This window comes from Gordonia sp. DT101, from assembly GCF_049844895.1.
Taxonomy (GTDB): Bacteria; Actinomycetota; Actinomycetes; order Mycobacteriales; family Mycobacteriaceae; genus Gordonia.
Window position 1 is genome coordinate 377,536 of record NZ_JBNCLX010000004.1, and the last position, 20,194, is coordinate 397,729.

The 20,194-nt window shown below is 65.7% G+C and carries 18 protein-coding genes; 9 read left to right on the plus strand and 9 right to left on the minus strand.

What is annotated here, in order from left to right; translation table 11 throughout:
* Positions 1 to 69 precede the first annotated feature (69 nt).
* The 4 genes from ACLQ3I_RS16615 to ACLQ3I_RS16630 are packed head-to-tail and all read left to right on the plus strand — an operon-like array spanning position 70 to position 4,348.
* Positions 70 to 1,071, plus strand: a complete 1,002-nt coding sequence (locus tag ACLQ3I_RS16615; protein WP_425803321.1) for a bifunctional MaoC family dehydratase N-terminal/OB-fold nucleic acid binding domain-containing protein — start codon at positions 70 to 72, stop codon at positions 1,069 to 1,071.
* Positions 1,068 to 1,493: a MaoC family dehydratase gene (locus ACLQ3I_RS16620; RefSeq protein ID WP_425789826.1), complete on the plus strand. Its 426-nt coding sequence runs from the start codon at positions 1,068 to 1,070 to the stop codon at positions 1,491 to 1,493. Before ACLQ3I_RS16615 ends, ACLQ3I_RS16620 begins: the two co-directional genes overlap by 4 nt.
* Complete coding sequence (locus tag ACLQ3I_RS16625; protein WP_425803324.1) at positions 1,493 to 2,677, plus strand: lipid-transfer protein; 1,185 nt, start codon at positions 1,493 to 1,495, stop codon at positions 2,675 to 2,677. Before ACLQ3I_RS16620 ends, ACLQ3I_RS16625 begins: the two co-directional genes overlap by 1 nt.
* 27 nt (positions 2,678 to 2,704) lie before the next feature.
* Positions 2,705 to 4,348, plus strand: a complete 1,644-nt coding sequence (locus tag ACLQ3I_RS16630) for an acyl-CoA synthetase (RefSeq protein WP_425789822.1) — start codon at positions 2,705 to 2,707, stop codon at positions 4,346 to 4,348.
* Positions 4,349 to 4,536: 188 nt separating this feature from the next.
* Here ACLQ3I_RS16630 and ACLQ3I_RS16635 read toward each other — a convergent pair whose 3' ends face one another.
* Both ACLQ3I_RS16635 and ACLQ3I_RS16640 read right to left on the minus strand, forming a co-directional pair.
* The gene (locus tag ACLQ3I_RS16635; protein WP_425803327.1) at positions 4,537 to 5,817 is read right to left on the minus strand and encodes an SLC13 family permease; all 1,281 of its coding nucleotides are present in this window, start codon (positions 5,815 to 5,817) and stop codon (positions 4,537 to 4,539) included.
* Positions 5,818 to 5,834: 17 nt separating this feature from the next.
* On the minus strand, positions 5,835 to 7,535 hold the full coding sequence (locus ACLQ3I_RS16640; RefSeq protein ID WP_425803330.1) for an MFS transporter: 1,701 nt from the start codon (positions 7,533 to 7,535) through the stop codon (positions 5,835 to 5,837).
* Between the two features lie 175 nt (positions 7,536 to 7,710).
* Here ACLQ3I_RS16640 and ACLQ3I_RS16645 point away from each other — a divergent pair, with 175 nt between their 5' ends.
* Entirely contained in the window at positions 7,711 to 7,851 is a 141-nt protein-coding gene (locus ACLQ3I_RS16645) for a hypothetical protein (protein WP_425789817.1), read from the plus strand.
* A 55-nt stretch (positions 7,852 to 7,906) separates the two neighbouring features.
* Here ACLQ3I_RS16645 and ACLQ3I_RS16650 read toward each other — a convergent pair whose 3' ends face one another.
* Together ACLQ3I_RS16650 and ACLQ3I_RS16655 are read right to left on the minus strand one after the other, a co-directional pair.
* Positions 7,907 to 8,338 carry a DUF6918 family protein gene (locus ACLQ3I_RS16650; protein ID WP_425789815.1) on the minus strand — a complete coding sequence of 144 codons (432 nt, stop codon included), beginning with the start codon at positions 8,336 to 8,338 and terminating at the stop codon, positions 7,907 to 7,909.
* A gap of 130 nt (positions 8,339 to 8,468) precedes the next feature.
* On the minus strand, positions 8,469 to 9,254 hold the full coding sequence (locus tag ACLQ3I_RS16655; RefSeq protein WP_425803333.1) for an SDR family oxidoreductase: 786 nt from the start codon (positions 9,252 to 9,254) through the stop codon (positions 8,469 to 8,471).
* Positions 9,255 to 9,349: 95 nt separating this feature from the next.
* On the opposite strand from ACLQ3I_RS16655, the gene ACLQ3I_RS16660 reads away from it, so the two are divergent.
* The gene (locus tag ACLQ3I_RS16660; protein WP_425789811.1) at positions 9,350 to 9,940 is read left to right on the plus strand and encodes a TetR/AcrR family transcriptional regulator; all 591 of its coding nucleotides are present in this window, start codon (positions 9,350 to 9,352) and stop codon (positions 9,938 to 9,940) included.
* 258 nt (positions 9,941 to 10,198) lie between these two features.
* On the opposite strand, the gene ACLQ3I_RS16665 is transcribed toward ACLQ3I_RS16660, so the two are convergent.
* The 4 genes from ACLQ3I_RS16665 to ACLQ3I_RS16680 all read right to left on the minus strand — a co-directional run bounded on the left by ACLQ3I_RS16665 (position 10,199) and on the right by ACLQ3I_RS16680 (position 14,981).
* Entirely contained in the window at positions 10,199 to 11,059 is an 861-nt protein-coding gene (locus ACLQ3I_RS16665; protein ID WP_425789809.1) for a MaoC/PaaZ C-terminal domain-containing protein, read from the minus strand.
* Positions 11,060 to 11,064: 5 nt separating this feature from the next.
* Entirely contained in the window at positions 11,065 to 12,816 is a 1,752-nt protein-coding gene (kstD, locus tag ACLQ3I_RS16670) for a 3-oxosteroid 1-dehydrogenase (protein WP_425803336.1), read from the minus strand.
* 97 nt (positions 12,817 to 12,913) lie between these two features.
* Positions 12,914 to 13,870 (minus strand): tyrosine-protein phosphatase, encoded by a 957-nt coding sequence (locus tag ACLQ3I_RS16675; protein ID WP_425803339.1) that lies wholly within the window; start codon positions 13,868 to 13,870, stop codon positions 12,914 to 12,916.
* A gap of 37 nt (positions 13,871 to 13,907) precedes the next feature.
* Entirely contained in the window at positions 13,908 to 14,981 is a 1,074-nt protein-coding gene (locus ACLQ3I_RS16680; protein WP_425803342.1) for a 2Fe-2S iron-sulfur cluster-binding protein, read from the minus strand.
* 176 nt (positions 14,982 to 15,157) lie between these two features.
* Between ACLQ3I_RS16680 and ACLQ3I_RS16685 the strand changes: the two genes are divergently transcribed.
* From ACLQ3I_RS16685 to ACLQ3I_RS16695, 3 genes are all read left to right on the plus strand, one after another.
* Entirely contained in the window at positions 15,158 to 15,958 is an 801-nt protein-coding gene (locus tag ACLQ3I_RS16685; RefSeq protein ID WP_425803344.1) for a mycofactocin-coupled SDR family oxidoreductase, read from the plus strand.
* The gene (locus ACLQ3I_RS16690; protein WP_425803346.1) at positions 15,958 to 16,785 is read left to right on the plus strand and encodes a mycofactocin-coupled SDR family oxidoreductase; all 828 of its coding nucleotides are present in this window, start codon (positions 15,958 to 15,960) and stop codon (positions 16,783 to 16,785) included. Before ACLQ3I_RS16685 ends, ACLQ3I_RS16690 begins: the two co-directional genes overlap by 1 nt.
* Before the next feature lie 270 nt (positions 16,786 to 17,055).
* A complete protein-coding gene (locus tag ACLQ3I_RS16695) occupies positions 17,056 to 18,555 on the plus strand; it encodes an MFS transporter (protein WP_425803349.1) in 1,500 nt (499 codons plus the stop codon).
* A 298-nt stretch (positions 18,556 to 18,853) separates the two neighbouring features.
* Here ACLQ3I_RS16695 and ACLQ3I_RS16700 read toward each other — a convergent pair whose 3' ends face one another.
* Entirely contained in the window at positions 18,854 to 20,155 is a 1,302-nt protein-coding gene (locus ACLQ3I_RS16700) for a DUF222 domain-containing protein (protein WP_425803352.1), read from the minus strand.
* Between the last annotated feature and the right edge of the window lie 39 nt (positions 20,156 to 20,194).

Below are 20,194 nucleotides of genomic sequence, written 5' to 3' on the forward strand. Positions count from 1 at the left end.
GGGGCGAGCTTGCGAGCGTCCCCCGGTCCCTGAGGAGCGAGCTTGCGAGCGTCACGAAGGGTCGAAGCAATGACTGAAGTGGACATCCGGGCCGCCGCAGAAGCCATCAAGGCCGACGGCCGCAGCGCACCCGTCACCGGACGTGACCCGATCAACCAGCCGATGATCAACAACTGGGTCGAGGCGATGGGGGACGAGAACCCCATCTATGTCGACGAATCGGTGGCGCGTGCGGCGGGCCATCCCGGTGTGGTCGCGCCGCCGGCCATGGCCCAGGTCTGGACGATGCGTGGCCTGCACGGCAAGCGCACCACGGACGATCCGCTCGGTCGCGCCAGCGAACTGTTCGATGACGCGGGCTACACCTCCGTCGTCGCGACCAACTGCGACACCGTCTATCACCGCTACACCGAACCCGGCGAAGAGGTCAGCCTGTCGGCCGAACTCGTCGACGTGGTCGGCCCCAAGAACACCGCGCTCGGTGAGGGATGGTTCTTCACCACCCGCAACGTGTGGTCCGTCGGGGACGAGGTGGTCGCCGAGATGTCGTTCCGCATCCTGAAGTTCCGCCCGCCGTCATCGGAGGCGGAGGCAGATGTGGCCACGACGGTTCCCGAGGATCTCGATCCGACTCGCATGCTCAAGCCGAGCGCTTCGCGAGACACCACGTTCTTCTGGGACGGCGTCGCGCAGCACGAGTTGCGGATTCAGAAAGTGGCCGACGGGACGCTGCGACATCCGCCGATCCCAGCCACCTGGAAGCCGCGCCAAGCGGACGGCCTTGTGCCGGAGACGGATTACGTGGTCTCCACGGGGCGTGGAGCCGTCTACAGCTACGTCGTCCATCACGCGCCGAAGGTACCCGGCCGCCAACTGCCGTTCGTGGTGGCACTCGTCGAGCTCGATGAAGGCGTCCGCATGCTGGGCGAGCTCCGCGGCATCACACCGGAACAGGTGCGGGTGGGCCTGCCGGTCGAGGCGACATATCTCGATTTCCCGACCGACGCCGACACCGAAGCCGACTCGTGGACCCTGTACGCATTCACACCCGTCGAGGAGGGAAAGTCGTGACAGCCCTTGCACCCCAACCGGTTCAGGTGGCAGACACGTTGCCGCCGCTGACGATCGAGGCCACCCCGACGTTCGTCGTTGCGACCGCGCTGGCCACCCGCGACTTCCAGGACGTACACCACGACCGGGATCTCGCACAGGCCAAGGGTTCCAAGGACATCTTCGTCAACATCCTCACCGACACCGGTCTCGTCGAGCGCTTCGTCACCGACTGGGCGGGACCGACCGCGCGGATTCGATCGATCTCCCTGAAACTCGGTGTGCCCTGGTATGCCTACGACTCGGTTACCTTCGCCGGTGAGGTCACCGACGTCACCGACGGCGTGATCACCGTGTCGGTGACCGGGACCAATTCCCTGGGAAAGCATGTGATCTCGACGGTCACCCTCACCCACGGGCAGACCACGGAAAGGAAGTCGTGATGGCCGGGCTCTCCGGACAGGCTGCGATCGCCGGCATCGGCGCCACCGAGTTCTCCAAGGATTCCGGGCGCAGTGAGTTGCGATTGGCCGCCGAGGCCGTGTCGGCCGCCGTGGCAGATGCCGGGCTCACTCCGGCGGACGTCGACGGTCTGGTCTCCTTCACGATGGACACCAACGCCGAGATCGCTGTGGCGCGTGCGGTGGGCATCAAGGAGATGACCTACTTCTCCCGCATCCATTACGGCGGTGGTGCGGCTTGCGCGACCGTGCAACAGGCGGCGATGGCCGTTGCGACCGGAGTGGCCGACGTCGTCGTCGCCTACCGGGCCTTCAACGAACGATCCGGCCTCCGATTCGGTCAGGTCAACAGTGCCGTCGCCAATCAGGAGAACTCGTCGGGCACCGACAACGCATTCTCCTACCCGCACGGCCTGTCTACGCCGGCCGCGTTCGTCGCGATGGTCGCTCAGCGGTATATGCACGAATATGGTGCAACCAGTGAGGATTTCGGCCGAATCGCGGTGGTCGACCGCAAACATGCCGCGGTCAACCCCAACGCGTTCTTTCACGGCAAGCCGATCACGCTGGAAGACCACCAGTCCTCCCGCTACATCGCCGAGCCGTTGCACCTGCTCGACTGCTGCCAGGAATCCGACGGTGGCGTGGCCATCGTGGTGGTGTCGGCCGAGCGCGCCCGCGACCTGCCGCAAGTGCCCGCGGTGATCTCCGCGGCAGCGGCCGGAAGCGCCGACGACCAGTTCATCATGTCGAGCTACTACCGCGACGACCTCGCGGGCCTTCCGGAGATGGGCCTGGTGGGCCGGCAGTTGTGGAAGCAGTCGGGGCTCGGTCCGTCCGACATGGACATGGCCATCCTCTACGACCACTTCACTCCTTACACGCTGATGCAGCTCGAGGAGTTGGGGTTCTGTGGTCGAGGAGAGGCGAAAGACTTCGTCCGGCACCCGGGCGCGCTCGAGGTCGGTGGCGAGCTGCCTCTGAACACCCATGGGGGACAACTCGGTGAGGCCTACATTCACGGGATGAACGGGATCGCGGAGGCGGTCCGACAGATACGTGGCGATTCGGTCAATCAGGTCGAAAACGCCGACAAGATCGTGGTCACCGCGGGTACGGGGGTCCCCACCAGCGGTCTGGTGCTCACGCGGTCTCAGGTCAACTAGGCGAGTTCAGCAAAAGGGAGAAAGACAATGAAGTTCAATCTGGCCGACGTGTTCGAGACGGTCGCCGATTCGGTGCCCGAGCGCATCGCGCTGAGCTACCAGGGGCGTCAGATCAGCTACGCCGAACTCGACGGGCTCGCCAACCAGGTCGCACATATGCTGTCGGGTGCCGGGATCGGCGCCCACGACAACGTCTCGCTGTTCCTGAAGAACAGTGTCGAGCACGTGACCAGCCTGCTGGGGTTGCTGAAGATCCGGGCTGTGCCGGTGAACATCAACTATCGCTACACAAATCCCGAACTGCAGTACATCTTCGATAACTCGGACTCGCGCGCGATTATCGTCGAGCTTCCCGAACACCAGCGCAGCGTGGCCGCGCTGTTGCCCGAGCTGCCCTCGGTCCGCACCGTTCTGGTGATCGGTGCGGTCGAGAACGAGCTGTCGGACGCCGCAGTCGATCTCCCGGGTGACCGATCCGTGGAGATCGTGTCGTTCGCCGATTCGGACACGAAGTCAACCGAACGTGACTTCGAGGCGCGCAACGGTGAGGAGCTGTACCTCCTCTACACCGGCGGCACCACGGGCTACCCCAAGGGCGTCATGTGGCAGCACGACGACTTCTTCCGGAAGCCGCTGTCGGGCGGGAACCCGTACGGCGAGGCTCGGAAAGACCTGGCCGAGATCGCCACTGCGGTCAAGGATTTCCCGTCGATCGCCTTCCTGCTTGCGGCTCCGCTGATGCATGGTGCCGCGTCGTACTCGCTGTTCACCTTCTTCACCCTCGGCGGGCGGCTCGTCATCGAGCGGGACTTCGACCCCGTCGCCATCGTGTCCGCGGTCGAGGCGGAGAAGGTTCAGATCATCCTCATCGTCGGTGATGCCATGGGAATGCCGCTCGTCGAGGAGTTCGAGCGTCGCACCGATGAGGTCGACCTGTCGTCGCTGTTCTCGGTGACGTCCGGTGGCGCGATCTGGTCGCAGCATGTGCGCGACCGCTTCTTGGCGGTGAAGTCGGATCTGGTGTTGCGCGACAACTTCGGTGCATCGGAGTCGGGCAACGACGGCGAGATCATGATGGACGACAACGGGAATCTCCGGGTGCCGCCGACCGATCGGATGATGGTGGTCGACGAGTCGCTCAACAAGATCGAGCCCGGTTCCGGCGATGTGGGCTACATCGCGCGCATCGGCAATGTCCCGCTCGGCTACTACAAGGACGAGGCGAAGACCGCGAAGACCTTCCCGACCCTGCCGGACGGCACCCGGATATCGATCCTGGGCGACATGGGCACGGTGGAGGCCGACGGCACAATCGTGTTCCTCGGTCGCGGGTCGCAGTGCATCAACACCGGCGGCGAGAAGGTGTACGCCGAAGAGGTCGAAGCCGAACTTCATGCGCATCCCGCGGTCGCCGACGCACTGGTCGTCCCGGTGCCCGACGAGCGTTACGGTCAGCGCGTGGCGGCCGTCATCCAGGTGGCCGATGGCGCGATCGAGCCGACGCTGGAAGAGATCCAGGACCATTGTCGAAAGACCCTCGCCCGCTACAAGGTTCCGCGCACCGTCGTGTTCGTCGACGAGGTCAAGCGAACCCCGGCGGGCAAGGCCGACTACCGGTGGGCCAAGAACGCCGCCGCCGACGCCAGCGAGACCGCCGGCGCCGCGACGTAGACGGTCGCCCGGGTCTCAACTCGTAACCCGCCGATCGGGTACAGAATCCCGCCGACCGGGCGCAATTCCACATCGAGCGTGCGCAATTCGTCGTCGATCGGGCACTGGATCGCGTCGACTGTGCGCAGCAGTGAGCAGCATCGACTGATTGCGCACGGTCGGCGGATTTCTGTGCACGATCGGCGGGGTCAGCTGAGTTGCAGACTGATCCACAGTGCGACGACGGCGGTGATCAGGGTGGGCGGCACCGACAACAACCCGAGCTGCAAGTAGCGCCGCGAGGGCGGCGGCAGGGCGTGACGGTGCATCACGTCGCGCCACAGCAACGTCGCCAGCGAGCCGAAGTAGGCGAGGTTGGGTCCGATGTTGACGCCCAGCAGTACCGCGAGTACCAGCGCGGGCTGATGAGCGACCAGTGGTACCAGCAGCAAGGTGGCCGGTAGGTTGTTCAGGACGTTGGCCAGCACGGCGGCCAGCGCCGCGACCGCAAGCAATGCCAACAGGCCTGTGTCAGAGGGGATCAGCTCGGCGACCGCGTCACCGAGCGGGCCCGCACGTACAGGCAGGATGACCACGCCGAGGGCCGCGACAAAGGCGAGGAACGGGATATTGGCCGCCCGGATCACGTGGATCGTGGCCGAGCGTGGGGTCGCGACCAGCAACGGCGCGGCCATCAACACCGCGACTGCGGCCGCGACGGCGGCCAACGGGATGTCAAGGGGTTCGGCTACCACGAATCCGACCAGCAGCAGTCCGAGGCAGGTGAGCGTCCACCGTGGTGCCGGCGGGTCGTCGCGGATATCAACCGAGTCATTGCCGGTAGCGGTCGCGATAGTGGGGCGGGCCCTGAGATCCTTGCCGAAGAAGAACCGGAAGATGAGGAACTCCACCACGATCGCAGCGAGCCATGGTGCGGCCATCGTCGCGGTGAAGGACAGGAAGGTGAGTCCCGTCGCCGAGAAGGCGATGAGATTGGTCAGATTCGACACCGGCATCAGCGTCGAGGCGCTGTTGGCCAGGTGAGCGGTGGCCATGCTGACCGGTGTCACCCGTGCGCCGACGCGGCGGGCAGCGGCGACGGCGAGCGGTGTCAGCAGCACGATGGTCGCATCCAGGCTCAGAATGGCTGTGACCACGGCGGCCACCGCGAACACGATGCGCAACAGTCGGTTCGGCGACCCGCGGCTCCGGCGTGACATGAGCGCGCCCACCCAGGCGAACACACCGGTCCGGGCACAGATATCTGCGACGACCAACATCGCCGCGAGAAAGGCGATCGTCGGCGCCATGAATTCGAGTTCGTCCGCGGCGCTCGACCATGGCGCGAGCCCTGTCGCGACCACCAGAACTGCGGCGGGCACCGCGACGACGGCCGGGGGGAGCCGACGGGCGGTCATGGTGAACGCGATGACCGCGACGAGCAGCGCGATCGACATCCCCGCGCCGAACAGGTTGTCGGCCGAGATCATGGGCGAGCCGGCGGCATTCAGCCGCCTGGCCGCGTATCGACGGTATCGGCGTCGGAGTCAGTGTCCGCGGGGGCGGCACCGTCGGCGTCCGCGAGGCCGGAATCGTCGGTGGCGTCGGGAGATTCCTCGACGATGCGCATCGGCGTCAGCCAGAACAGCAGTAATGAACTGGCGACGATCAATGATCCGAGCACGATGTAGGCCTGGCTCAGGGGACCCATGAATGCCTCGCGGGCCCCGTCGAGGATGCGGGCGGCGAGTGGGCCCGCCTGATCGGCGAGACGGTCGGCGACGGCGCTGGCCTCGGCGAGGGACCGGCGAATGGTGTCGGCCGCGACATCGGCCTGCGCGACCAGTGCCTGCCCGCCGGCAGCGTCACCGGCAGCGATTCTTTGCTGTCCGGCCTCGACCATCTGGTCGCGGGTCGCGTCGGCCACTGGGCCGATCCGCGACGACCAGCCCGCTGCCACGATGCTTCCCGCCAACGCGATCCCGATGGCCGCGCCGACTTCGCGAGATGTGTCGTTGACCGCGGACCCGATGCCCTGGTTGTCCAGGGGAGTGTTCGACATGATCGCGGTGGTCGACGTCGCGTTTGCCAGCCCGATACCGCTGGCGAAGATCCCGAGAATCCATGCGACCGACAGATAGTCGTCGTAGTCGATGGCCCCCATGAGGATGATGCCGACCCCGGAGAGCAGCACGCCGCCGCTGATGAAGTACTTCACCATGTGAAAGCGGACAGCGGCCCAGTTGCCGACCAGCGAAAAGATGCCGACGCCCACGACGAAAGGAAGCAGGGCAAGAGCGGACTTGAGTGGCGAGTATCCGAACACCAATTGGAGTTGCTGCAACAGCAGATAGAACATGCCGAAGGAGCCGAGGAACTGTATGGCCACCGACAGGGATCCCGACCCGAAAGCGCGGTTGGTAAACAGGCGGATGTCGAGCAGCGGCGACTCCCGTCGCAACTCGATGATGCAGAACACCCCGACGAGCAGGATGCCTCCGACGAGGCAGACCAGAACGACCGGATCATCCCAACCGCGATGCGGCGCTTCGAGTAAGCCGAACACGATGGCCGTCACGGCCAGCACCGAGGACATGGTGCCGAGATAGTCGAATGCGCCGGGATTGCGGTCTCGTGAGGTGCCGATGGTGAAGCACAACGCCGCCGATATCACCGACGACGCGGCGAAGGTTATGAAGATCGAGTGCCACGAGAAGAATTCGAGCAAGACGCCGGTCACCAGGAAGCCTGCGATGGCGCCACCACCTGCGACAGCGGCCCAGATGCTGACAGCCATCGCGCGCCGCGACTCCGGCACGCCGGAGGTGATCAACGAGAGGGTGGTCGGCATGATGAGCGCGGCAGCAGCACCGGCAAGGCAGCGAGTCGCGATCAACTCGGTGGGGCTGCTCACCCAGATGGCGATCAGGGATGCGATGCCGAAGATCACGAGACCCACGATCAGCACGCCCCGGCGGCCGAATCGATCACCGACGGCGCCGGCGGGCAACAACAGTGCGGCCAGCGCAAGGGTGTATCCGTCGACGATCCAGGTCATCTGTCCGGCGTCCGCGCCGACGTCGATGGCGATGGCGGGGAGCGCGGTGTTCAGCGCGGCCATCGCCGCGACGACCATGCTCACCGCAGCGCACGCGATCAAGATCAGCCACGCAGACCGGAGGTCGTCTCGACTCATCTTCGGGCGCATCGCCTCACCTCATCAGATCCCTGGCCGCGGTGTTGCTGTTTCGTAATCGAGACACGCGGTGTCGGCGACGTCAACCTGAGCGCAACATGTGACACATTTATCACTGCAGTAACAAATCCCGGCGATGGTCGGCCGTTCGGTCGATGGTGACCCGGACAACCGAAAGTGGGAGATCATGGCGCCATCCCGTGTCGCCTCTTCACAAGGTACCGACTACTCGCCTGTGCGCGTGCACGTATGGCGTGTGCTGTCGATGGTGGCGGCGTTGGTCGCGGTGGTCGTCGGCCTGCTCGTCATCGTCACATCTGCCGCCTGACACGATAACGCGCGCCGCCGAGGAGTTCTCGGCGACGCGCGCGTGGTTGGTCGAATCAGCCTGCGTGCTTCTCGATTGCGGTGCCCACACGAGGGAGCGCTGCAAGGACATAGCCTTTGGCCTTGCCTCGCAACGAGTTGTATGCCTTGGCGAGCGACGGCTTCGCGGTCGCAGCCTGATCATCGGTGACCGTCAACAGCGCCTCGGCGGCAGCATCGCCATTGGCGACCAGATGATCGCCGAAAGCGACCCCGCCCGGCTTCGAGTCCCACAGGGGGGCAAGTGCCGACAGGAAGTCCGGGAGCATCTTGTCGGTCGCCGACGCGGTGACGCCGGGCTTGACCTTCTGGGCGGCCGCGTAGGCCGTCTTCACCGCGGCGCCGCCGAGTCCCTTCTGGTCCGACACCTCGGCGTCGATCACCTCGACAAGGTCGGCGACCACGGCGGGGCGATCGTTGTCGAGCAGGGACTGCAGCGAATCACTCATGAGTTCTCCTCGCGGATGCCCGGCGGCCGGGCAAAGTCGACGTCGGTTGTCCGCGTCGAGATTACTGCCCGGCCGACCAGGTTGGGGTCACACGCACCGCGCTGTGGCGCAGACCACTCGAACTCCTCGATCAGTACTTCTCGGACTGCCCTCCGTCGATGGGGATGACGGTCGCATTGATGAACGACGACTCGTCGGAGAGCAGGAAGGCGACCAGGTTGCCGACCTCCTCGGGGCGACCGAAACGCTTCATCGGGTTGACGCTCACGAACTGTCGGCCCGCCTCTTCCCAGTTCTCCGGGTCCAGCTGCTTGAGTGAACCCTCGACCATCGGGGTCATGATCGCTCCCGGCGCGATGGCCTTGACGGACACGCCGTACTGGCCGTATTCGATGCCCGAGTTGCGGGTCAGGCCGACCACGCCGTGCTTGGCGGCCGCATATCCCGACTGGTTGCCGACGCCGCGGATACCGCCGACCGATGCCGTGTTCACGACACTGCCCGATCCCTGCTCCTTCATGACGGCGAGCACGTGCTTGAGCCCGAGGAACACTCCGCGCAGGTTGATCGAGAGGACCTTGTCGAACTCGTCGGTGCCGAAGTCCTGGGTGAGATCCTGCTTTCCCTCGATGCCCGCGTTGTTGAAGAACGCGTCGATGTGACCGAAGGTCTCGACGGTCCGGGCGACGTAGCCCTTGACCGCATCTTCGTCGGCGACGTCGGCGACGATCTGGATCACCTTCGCGTCGGAGGCGATGTCGGCGATGGCGTCGGCGGTGCCGGCGAGGCCCTGCTCGCTGACGTCCACCAGAGCCAGGGAGGCCCCTTCGCCGGCGACCCGAGTGGCGGCGGCCCTGCCGAGCCCCGAACCTGCGCCGGTGATGAGCACTACCTTGTCGCTGAATCGAGCAGTCATGGTGCGAACCTCTTTCGTGAAAGGCCGGCCCGTCCCATTGGCGGGTCGTACATTCCTAATAACGAGACTTGTCGTTCCGTTATTCCGGAAGCGGGATGAGGAAGCATGGTGAGATGGTCGACGGCGAGGTTTTGCGAGGGCGAGGTCGACCACGCGACGAGCGGCTCGACGAGAAGATCCTGGATGCCACCCGGGGCCTCATCGACGAGGTCGGTTATCACCAGACCACGATGGACGCCATCGCCGCCCGTGCCGGCGTGGGCAAGGCATCGCTGTATCGACGTTGGCCGACGAAGGCCGCGGTCATCACCGACGCCTTCGCCGCTGACCTCGCCGCGCCGCCGGCTCCTGACACGGGTTCGGTCGCCGGGGACGCCCTGAGCCATCTCCGCGACCTCAGGCACACCCTGACGTTGTTGGGCGGGCCGTCCGTGGTCGCCGGAGCGCTCGCCGAGCGCGGCGAGGCCGGGCAGCTCGAATTGCGCGAGCTCCTTCGCGCGTGGAAGGAGCCAGGAGCGGAGATCCTGCGGCGGGGGATCACACGATCGGAATTACCTGCCGTCCTGCCGATCGACGTCATCGTCGACGGCTGGGCGGGATACCTGCTCTATCGGGTCGTATTCGTCCGCGAGGTGCCGTCCGACGACGATCTGCGTGGGCTCGTCGGGCTGTTGCCCGCGGGATGATCTCGATACGACTTCCTCGCTACGCTCGTCGTCTACTCGATCAGCGGTGAACTACCGACCGCGGGTCGGTGGTGACCTGCCGGTCAGCGGGGAGTGCCTACCGCGGGTCGGCGGTGGCCTGCCGATCAGCGGGGAGTACCCACCCCGGTCGGTGGTGGCCTGCCGGTCAGCGGGGAGTGCCCACCGCCGGTCGAGTAGCCGGCGAGCGAAGCGAGTCGGCGTATCGAGACCTCGTGTTACCGAAGGCCTCTCGTACCGTCAGCGCGCGACGGTGAGGACCACGTTCGCGAGTGCAGGCGCGCCGTCGCGGTCGGCCACGGTCGCCGTGACGAGCAGCTGTTCGCCCTCGTCCCAGACGTTCACGTCCAGCGTCTCACCGGGGAACACAACACCGGCGAAGGATGCCGAGTACTCGCGGACCGCGGTGACGTCGCCGCCGAGGACAGCATCCGTGACCGCGCGACAGACCGAGCCGTAGGTGCAGCGGCCATGCAGGATCGGGCGCGGGAAGCCGGCATTCGCGGCGAACTCCGGGTCCGAGTGCAACGGATTACGGTCACCGCACAGCCGGTAGAGCAGCGCCTGCTGCGGCAGTGTCGGCACCGACAGACGATGGTCGGGCTCGCGATCCGGGTAGGCCACCTTGGCGGACGCGCCGCGTTCGCCGCCGAAGCCGCCCTCGCCCTTGGCGAAGATCGACCACTGGGTGGTCCACAGAGGACCAGCGTCGTCGGAGGTCGCTGCCTCCAGGATGACGACGGCCGCGGAGCCCTTGTCCTGGACTTCGACGATCCGCGTCCGGCTCGTCGCCTTGCCGGTCGCCGGCACCGGTCGGTGTGCGGTGATCTTCTCGCTCCCGTGCACCACCTTCGCGAGATCGATGTCGATGCCGGGAAAGTTCACCGTCGGCGGCTCGGTCATGTGGAACGACGCGGCGACAGCGGCGAACGTCGGCAGAACCTTCGGCGCGACGTCGTCGATGTAGGCGAGCCCGGCGGTGTCCATCGGGTCGGCCGCTGCGCCGACGGCAAGGTGATACAGCGCGACGTCAGAGGCCGACCATTCGAACGAGACCTCGCCGAGATCGGCGCCGACGGCTACGGATGGATCGATGGGCACGGTGATCAGGCTCCTGTGGTGCTCGTGGACGGTGCGGCGGTCTGCGCTTTCGCCGCGGCATCGAGGGCCGCGAGATATCCGAAGACCAAGGCCGGGCCGATGGTGGCGCCGGGGCCGGCGTAGGTGTGGCCCATCACCGGTGCGCTGGTGTTGCCCGCGGCGTAGAGGCCGTCGATCACGGAGCCGTCGGCCCGCAGTGCGCGACCGGACGCGTCGGTGTCGATGCCGCCCTTGGTACCGAGGTCGCCGGGAACCATCTTGGCCGCATAGAACGGCGCCTTGGCCACGGCGCCGAGGCTCGGGTTCGGTTTGTTGGTGATGTCGCCGTAGTAGTGGTCGTAGCCGCTCTTGCCGCGTCCGAAGTCGGCGTCCACACCTGACCGTGCGAAGCCGTTGAACCGCTCGGTGGTCGCCGCGAGGGCGTCCGCCGGCAGGCCGGTCTTCTCGGCGAGTTCGGCGATGGTGTCGGCCTTGACCACCACACCCGACTCAAGCCACTTCTTCGGAAGCGGTTGGCGCGCGTTGATTCCCGCGAACAGATAGCGATTACGGCAGGTCTGGTCGAAGATCAGCCACGACGGCACATTGGTGCCGGGCCCCTCGCCCTGACCGAACTCGCCGCCGTACATCTGATGCACCGCCTCCACGTACGGCAACGATTCGTTCATGAATCGCTGTCCCTGCTCGTTGACGATGAAGGTGCCGGGAACGGACCGTTCCGACAGCGCGAACCACGGACCGCGGGGCAGCGGGATCGTCGGGCCCCACCAGGCGTCGTCCATCAGTGAGACCGCAGCACCGATCTTCTGTCCCGCACTGATGCCGTCACCGGTGTTGGAAGGTGCGCCGGTGGTCCAGTCCGAACCGATCGGCTCCCGCTGGTACTTGCGCCGCATCTCGGCATTGTTCTCGAAGCCGCCGCACGCCAGGATCACGCCGTGCCGAGCGTGGATGGGGAAGGTCGCGCCGTCGGACTCGGCGACCACACCGACCACGCGGCCGTCCTCGGTCAGCAGATCGGTGAGACCGGTGTTGAGACGGAGCGGAACTCCGAGCTGACGGACCCCGAGCAGGAGTTCGGCCGCGAGTGCGGCGCCCATCGCGATGAGCTTCTTGCCACGCGAGCGGGCCCAGAAGAACCGGCTGCCGACCTTGGCCATCCGGAGCGGACCCCGCCAGTGCCGGAGACCGGTGTTGAGCCAGCGGTAATCCGACTGCAGGACCACCATGTTCAGCGGCGCCTTGGTGTACTGCGGATGCAGGGTCTTGAGGTCGTCGCCGAGTTTGCGGGCGTCGAACGGGCGTGGCTCGACGGACCGACCGCCGAGGCGGCCGCCAGGGGCCTCGGGGTAGTAGTCGGAGTAGTTCTTCACCCATTCGAGGTCGAGCGGGGCGTTCTTCATGAGGAAGTCCAGCGCCTCGGGCCCACGGTCGATGTAGGCGTCGATGCGCTCGGCGGGTGCGTGTTCGCCGATGATCGCGTGCACATACTCGCGGGCCTTGTCGGTGGTGTCGTCGACACCGTCCCGCTTCAGCACCGAGTTGTTCGGGATCCAGACACCACCGCCCGAGCGTGAGGTCGAGCCACCCCAGTACGGGGACTTCTCGATGATGACGGTCTTCAGGCCGCTCGCGGCGGCCGTGATGGCCGCGCTCAAGCCGGCCGCCCCGGCACCGACGACGATGACGTCGTACGTCTCGCTCTTTGTGGATTGTGCCGTGGTGGTCTGTTCTGCAGGATCGGTCGCGCCGGCCATGGAAGTCCCTTCGTGCGCCGCGGGGTGCAACAAGTTCTTGTTCTGAATTAGAACACGTTGCAGAAATGGTACGCCAGAGGAGGCCCGTAACTCCGGGTCAGTTCGAGCTGCCGCCGTCGAGCGATCCGAACAGCGGAGGGAGCCCGCCACGGCGCAACATCTTCGCCCGGAGGGCCTTCACGGTCACCGCGTCGACGCCCAGTCCGCGATCCAGGAAGCGGTCGAACGAACCATACGACCGGCGGATCTGGTCGAACGACGCCGCGAGGAAATCTCTCTGGACGCCGAGGACCGGGGTGAACAGCGCGGGGTCGGTCACCAGACCGCGGTCGACGAGGTACGTCATCTGCGCCTGATTGCTCGCGGCGAGGCGAGAGTTCGATGCGAGGTAATCCTCGAAGACGGTCCGCTCGGGTACGCCGAGGGCGGTCAGCAGGACAGCCGAGACGAGACCGGTCCGGTCCTTACCCGACGTGCAGTGAAAGAGGAGCGGTGTGGAGGACGTGGCGATGTCACGCAGGGTCGAGCCGACCTGACGGCGGGCGGCCGCATCTGTGATCATCCAGCGGTAGTAGTCCTGCATCATCCGCGCTGCCCTGCCCCCGCCGAGGGCCTGCTGCTGGGCCGCCGGGCCACTACCGATGATCCGGTTGACCGTCAGATAGAAATCGTTGTCGGGATCCCAGATCGGCCGCTTGGTGTATCGGACCGGCGGGAGACTGTCAGGGCTCGCGGCGACCTCGTTGGGTGACCGGACGTCGACGATGTCGGTGATGCCCAGTGCGACGAGCTTCTGGTTGTCCGCATCGGTCAACGTGTTGAGTGCATTGCTGCGATAGACGAAGCCGGTGCGGACGGTGGAACCGTCCCGGGTCGCGTAGCCGCCGACATCACGCGCATTGGCTGCCGAGATCCCGATGCTCGCGCCGGCGACCGGAGCCGCGGATGCCGACGGTGCGGACTCCGGAATCGTGGCGATCCCGACGGACGTCAGGCAGATGCTGACGGCCGCAACGGCGAGGCGGATGCCGTTCCGCCGGCGAATCGTGGTCAACACAGGATTGTTCCCTCTTTCTCGAGTGGATTGTCGATCAGAATCTGATGCGGGCGAAATCACCGTTCGGACGGGCCTGGCACGCCAGGACGTAGCCGGCTTCGAGGTCGTCCTCGTCGAGCACGCCGGTGTCGGTCATCGTCACGTCGCCGTCGACGACGACACACGCGCACGTGCCGCATTGCCCTTCGCGGCAGGAGAAGGGGACGTCGACCCCGTGGGCGAGCATCGCTTCCACCAGGTTCTGCGATCGCGGCCAGTCGATGGTGTGGGTGTCTCCGTCGGTATCGACCTGCGCGGTCGTCGTGGCGAGGGCATCGGACTCCGCGGCCGGTTCCGGTGCGTGTGGTTCCGATGCGCGCTGGGCGAAGGGATCGCCGCGAAGAGATGCGAAGACCTCGGCGTGCACCCGTGACCGCGGTACGCCGAGACTCGCCATCGCGTCCCGCACGGTCGCCATGAATCCCGCGGGACCGCAAATGTACGAGTGTCGGTCGGCGAACGGTTCGGCCAACCGCGCGAGTTGGTCGGCGGTTGGGCGCTCCCGGACGGATTCGAGCCAATGGATCACGACCAGACGATTCGGGTGCCGGGCGGCGAGTACGCGCAGTTGTTCGTCGAAGATGATCGAGTCGGCGTCGTTGTTGGCGTAGACGAGGGCAACCTGCCCACTCCCGGTCGCGAGAGTGGACTTGAGGATCGAGAACAGCGGGGTGATGCCGCTCCCGGCTCCCCAGAGGAGGAGGTCCTCGTCGGCCGACGTCGGCGTGAAGACGCCCGACGGCGGGAGCAGGTCGACGATGTCTCCTTCGGAAACGTTGTCGCACAACCAGTTGGAGCCGTATCCGTTCGCGGTGCGCTTGACTGTGACCATCAATTCGTCGTCGCTGACCGGGCAGCTGGCGAGGGAGTAGCACCGGGCCACCGACCCTGCCGTATCGCTCGGGATGCGCAGGGTCAGGAATTGCCCGGGACGATAGGTGAAGTCGTGCGTGCGGTCGGCGGGCACCTCGAACACGATGGACTTCGCGTGCCGGGTCTCGTCGATGACGCGTGAGACGCGGGCCGACGCGGAACGTGGTGGGGCCACACGGGCGGCAACCGTCGTCATACCAACCTCCTTCGTTGCTCACGACATGGTGTGCGGTGGGTCGGCCCCGCGGAGTGGCGGATTCTGTTGTCCGGGAGAGATCTCGGCGGTGGCCCGCTGAGTGGGAGACAGATGGTTCCAGCGCGATCACCTGACCTTATGGTCGCGGCCATGCACAGGTGTTTCGGGAGAACGAGATGAACCGCATGAGCGATCAGGTGGTCCTGGTCACCGGCGCGGCCAAGGGGATGGGGCGAAGCCACTGCGTGCGGCTTGCCGAGGAGGGTGCGAGTGTCATCGCGGTCGACCTAGAGGCGTCGGTCGACGATCTGGCCGGCACGCTGCGCGAGGTCGACTGGGTGGGCGGGCGCTGCGTCACCGCTTGTGCCGACATCCGTGACTTCGAGAGCCTCGCCGCTGCTGTGCGCGCAGGCGTCGACGAACTCGGTCGCCTCGATGCCGTGGTCGCCAACGCCGGTGTCTACCCGGAGGCCCGCCAATCGTGGGAGATCGACGATGACGACTGGCGACGGGTCGTCGACATCAATCTGACCGGTGCGTGGCACACGGTGAAGGCGACGGTGCCCCTGATGGAAAGGGGCGGGTCGGTGGTGATCATCGGATCGACCAACGGGCTCAAGGGGATGGCGGGAACCGCGCACTATTGCGCGAGCAAGCACGGCGTCGTCGGGCTGACCCAGACATTGGCGAACGAACTCGGCCCGAACGGTATCCGGGTGAACGCTGTCCACCCGGGATCGGTGGGTACGTCGATGATCCTCAATGAACAGGTCTTCGCGAAGCTGCGCCCCGACCTCGAAGCACCCGCCGAAGACGACGCAGCAGTCGCGCTCGCCTCCCGCAACCTGCTCGGCGTGCCGTGGGTCAGCCCAGTCGACGTCAGCAACGCCGTGCTCTTCCTGTTGTCCGCGGAGGCGCGTTACGTCACCGGCACGAATGTCGTCGTCGATGCCGGCCTCGTGGCGAAGGTCTCGTGATGGGCCGCGTGGCAGGGCGCGTGGCTCTGGTGACCGGTGCGGCACGCGGCATCGGGCGAGCGCAGGTGGTGCGCTTCGCCGAGGAGGGCGCCGACATCATCGCCCTCGACATCTGCCAGTCCGTGGAGACGACAGTGACGCCGCCATCGACCTCCGAGGACCTCGCCGAGGTGACGTTGCTTGCCGAGAAGCTGGGCTCACGGGTGATCTCCGCAGTTGTCGACGTCCGTGACGGCACATTCCTCCGCGCCACCGTCGACGCTGCTGTCGCTGATCTCGGTGGTCTCGACATCGTCTGCGCCACAGCGGGTATCACATCGAAGGGTGCGGCGGTCGAACTCTCCGACGACGCGTGGAACACGATGATCGACGTCAATCTCACGGGAGTGTGGCAGACCTGCAAGGCGACCGCGCCGCATCTCATTGAACAGGGCGGTGGTGCGATGATCCTGACCAGCTCCATCGCCGGGCTGCGCGGACTGTCCGGAGTTGCCCACTACGTGTCGGCCAAACACGGCATTGTCGGCCTGATGCGGTCGCTGGCACATGAGCTGGCGCCGCACGGCATTCGCGTGAACTCTGTACATCCAACCAACGTCGACACGCCGATGATCCAGAACCCGATGGTCCGCAAGGCGTTCCGGCCGGATCTGGAGAACCCCACCCGTGAGGAGTTCGCCGCGGCGGCCCAGACGATGAACATGCTGCCGGTTCCGTGGATCGAACCGGTCGACGTCGCGAACGCCGCGCTGTTCCTCGCCTCGGACGAGGCGCGTTACATCACCGCGGTCACACTGCCCGTGGACGCGGGGTCCACGCAACGCTGACAACCAGACTCGATTCCGACCGACGACGTGGGCCCGTGTGGAGCGGGACCACGTCGTCGTGTGCGTCGGTGGCTGTGAGATCCGCAATATGGTTGCAGTGCAGAATATTTCGTGACTAGCCCTGCCGGATAATCTGTCCCGAACAGCGGGAGCCTCGGCTGGTGCAGGCAGTTCGGCGCCGGTGTGATGTGACTGGCACCACATCCTGTGGTCGCCGATCACTTCGTACCGGCCCGAGGTCTGTGGGTCGGTGTCCATGGAAGGTATGCGATGCCTGTACAACCCACTCCGAGCGAGGGCTCGAGCGTCACGCCTGGCGCGGCGACATCCGACGACCAGCGGGTCTGGACGCCCCGGCTCGTGCTCGGTCTCGTGTCCATCGTGCTGTTGCTGGAGGTCCTGGCGATCAGCTATCTGATGATCTCGACGGCACTGCCGTTCATCGTCACCCATTACCAGACAACGCAGGGGGCCTGGCTGCTCACGGCATTCCTGCTCACCGGCGCCGTCACCGCGCCCGTCATCGGCCGCCTCTCGGACATGTTCGGTAAACGTCGACTCCTGCTCGTCTGTGTCGCGTTGGCTGCGGCCGGGTGCCTGTTGTCGGCGATCGCGCCCTCGTACGGCGTGATGATCGCCGGCCGTGCACTGGCCGGGTTCCTCGTCCCGTGCCTATTCCTCGGTTATTCGCTGATCCGAGATGTGTTCCCGCCGAAGGCCGTCGCGCTGGCGGTCAGCATTGCGACAACCGGGATGGGCCTGGTGGCGGTGCCGGCGCCGTTCCTCACCGGCTGGCTGATCGACGACTTCGGATTCCGCAGTATCTTCTGGTTTCTCTTCGCCGTCGTGGTCGCGATCGGGTTCGCGATTCTCGTCACCGTCGACGAGTCGCCGCTGAGGGTGCGGACAACCGTCGATCTGGTGGGCGCGGTGCTGCTCGGGGCGGGTCTCGCCGGTGTGCTCATCGGCGTCAGTTTCGGTCCGTCCTGGGGCTGGACCGCAGCATCGACCCTCACCTATCTTCTCGGTGGCGCTGCGTTGCTCGTCGCATGGCTGGTGTCGGCGAGAACGGTTGCCGCGCCTCTGGTGGATCTGGATGTGCTGCGTCGTCGTCCGGTGTATCTCACGACCATCAGCGCTGGTGTCGCGTACGGGATCTCCGGGCTGTTCGCGGTGCTGCTGCCGATGATGGTGATGGTTCCCGGCATGCTGGGCCTCGGGTACGGCTGGGGTCTGTCGGCCGAGGACTTCGCGCTGTTCCAGCTTCCGATGGTGATCGCGATCGTGACCGGCGGACTCTTCGTCGGTGTGTTGGTGAGCCGTGGTATCGCTCCGCGGCTGCTCATGCTCGCAGGCCTCTCGCTGATGGCGCTCGGCATGCTCGTGGTGGCGTTCAACCATTCGGAGAAGTCGACGATCATCCTTGGAGCGGTGATCCTCGGTCTGGGGCAGGGTATGTCGTATGCGGCCGTGCCGAACCTGGTGATCGAGGCCGTGTCGCCGACGCTGCAGGCCAGTACGGCCAGCATTGTCGCCGTGAGTCAGAGCATCTTCCCGGCGGTGCTGTCGGTGGTCGCGTTCACCGTGCTGAACAATTCGCATGTCGCGATGGTTGCGGAAGGCGCCACGTTCTATGACTCGGACGGATTCAAGGTGGCCTTCGTGATCGGTGCGATCGTCTCGGTGGTGGGCGCGCTGACCGCGCTGGCCATGCCACGGCGAGCGAGTGATGAAATCATCGAGACCACTGGGGTTCTCGGCGCCGCCTGATCGGCGACGACGCCCATACGGTGTCGCGTATCGCGCACCACTCAGTTCGGGGTCGGAAGACCCTGATCTGGGTGGCCGTCGGGTACGCGACACCGTAGGGTGCCGCCCGATTCTCACACTATTGAGTTCTCAAGGGACAGATGCGGTCCCGGCCGGGACCAGGTGCGTGGGAAGTCATGTGAATCGTCGCGTCGGATGGTGGGTTCTCGCTGCACCGTTTCGTTCCCGCTGCTTCGACCGAAGGAGCGTGTTCGGAATGGAGGAGCGACGTCGGGTCAGGTGGCGGGGATCGGCCGGGTCAGGCGGCCGAAGGCAGGTTGTCGAAACTCAGTGTGCGTCGGTTGTGAGCCGGTATCGGTTGCCGTTTGGGGTCTAAGGCGGCCGGTGGTATCAGCCAGGGGTGTTTGTCGAATCCCATCACCACGTCCCAGCCGTTGTGGTGAACGTCGGCGTGACAGGACGGGCAGAGTAAACATCCGTTTTCCAGGCAGGTTTCGCCACCGTCGGCCCAGTGATGCAGATGGTGCGCATGCGTACGGGATGCTGGCGCACCGCATTTGATGCAGCACTTGTCGCGCTCATGCAGGGCTCTTCGTATGGGCGGCGGGAACAGTCGTTTCTCCCGGCTGATGTCGAGGGGCACCTTTTCCCCGTCCACGATCATGGTGGTGATGGTGCCGTCGCACGTGAGGGTGTACAGGGTGGCTTCGGTGATCGAGCCCATGAACTCCAACTGCGCCTGTGCGGGTCTCTGCGCCGGCACGGTGATCAATGTTTGAGTCCGCGGTGCGGATGCGGTGTTGGTGCCGCGGGCGGCGATGTCGAGCAGTGTCTCCAGTGCATCGGCTTGGCGGCGCTCAGTCGACCGCGCATCCGGTGACCCGTCGGGTTCCGGCCGGGGTTTGGCGAGTTCTTCGATGGCGGCATGGAACTTTTCGCCGACTTCGACGTTGAGGTCGGCACGCACTTCCAGGCGACCATCGGTATCAATGGATTTCGACAGGGTATTCAGATTACGGTCTTCGGCCGCGGGAACTCCGCCCGTGTCGTCGGCCTGCTGATTACCCAGTGCACGAGCACGTTTGGCGATCTGGGCGGGTGTGGCTCCAGAGAAGAACTGGCCGAGGAGATCTGTCACAAAGGTCAGACGCGTCGCGTCGTCGATCGGTTCCGCAGACCGCGAAGCAGTATGCGCCACCCCTTTGACGATGGCGTCGACGTGTTCACCGGAGATCGCACCGTCGATGGCATGTGCGTGCAGTGTCGGCAACGATGACGAAGCCGCGGCGACGCGTTGTAGCCGGGCGGCGAATGCGGGGGCGAGGCCCATGACGATCAGTAGTTCGGTCATCTTGCGGCCGTGGTCTTTGGCGACGCCGAGGCGGTCGAGGTGGCCGGCCACGGTCGCCATGCGGTGTTCGAGCAGGTTGCGCATCACGATGAGCGCTCTCATGATGTCGAATGCCGACCGCTTGGTCAGATCCGAATCGTCGTCGAAGTGCAGGTCGCTCAGTGAATCGACAACCGTATTGACTGTGGTCATGAGTTCCCCCGAAGTTCTCATGCCATCCAAGGTATTCGAACTGGTGTTCGACGTCAAGGATTTTCTTGGAGATAGCGCAGAGAATTTTCCGGGGTT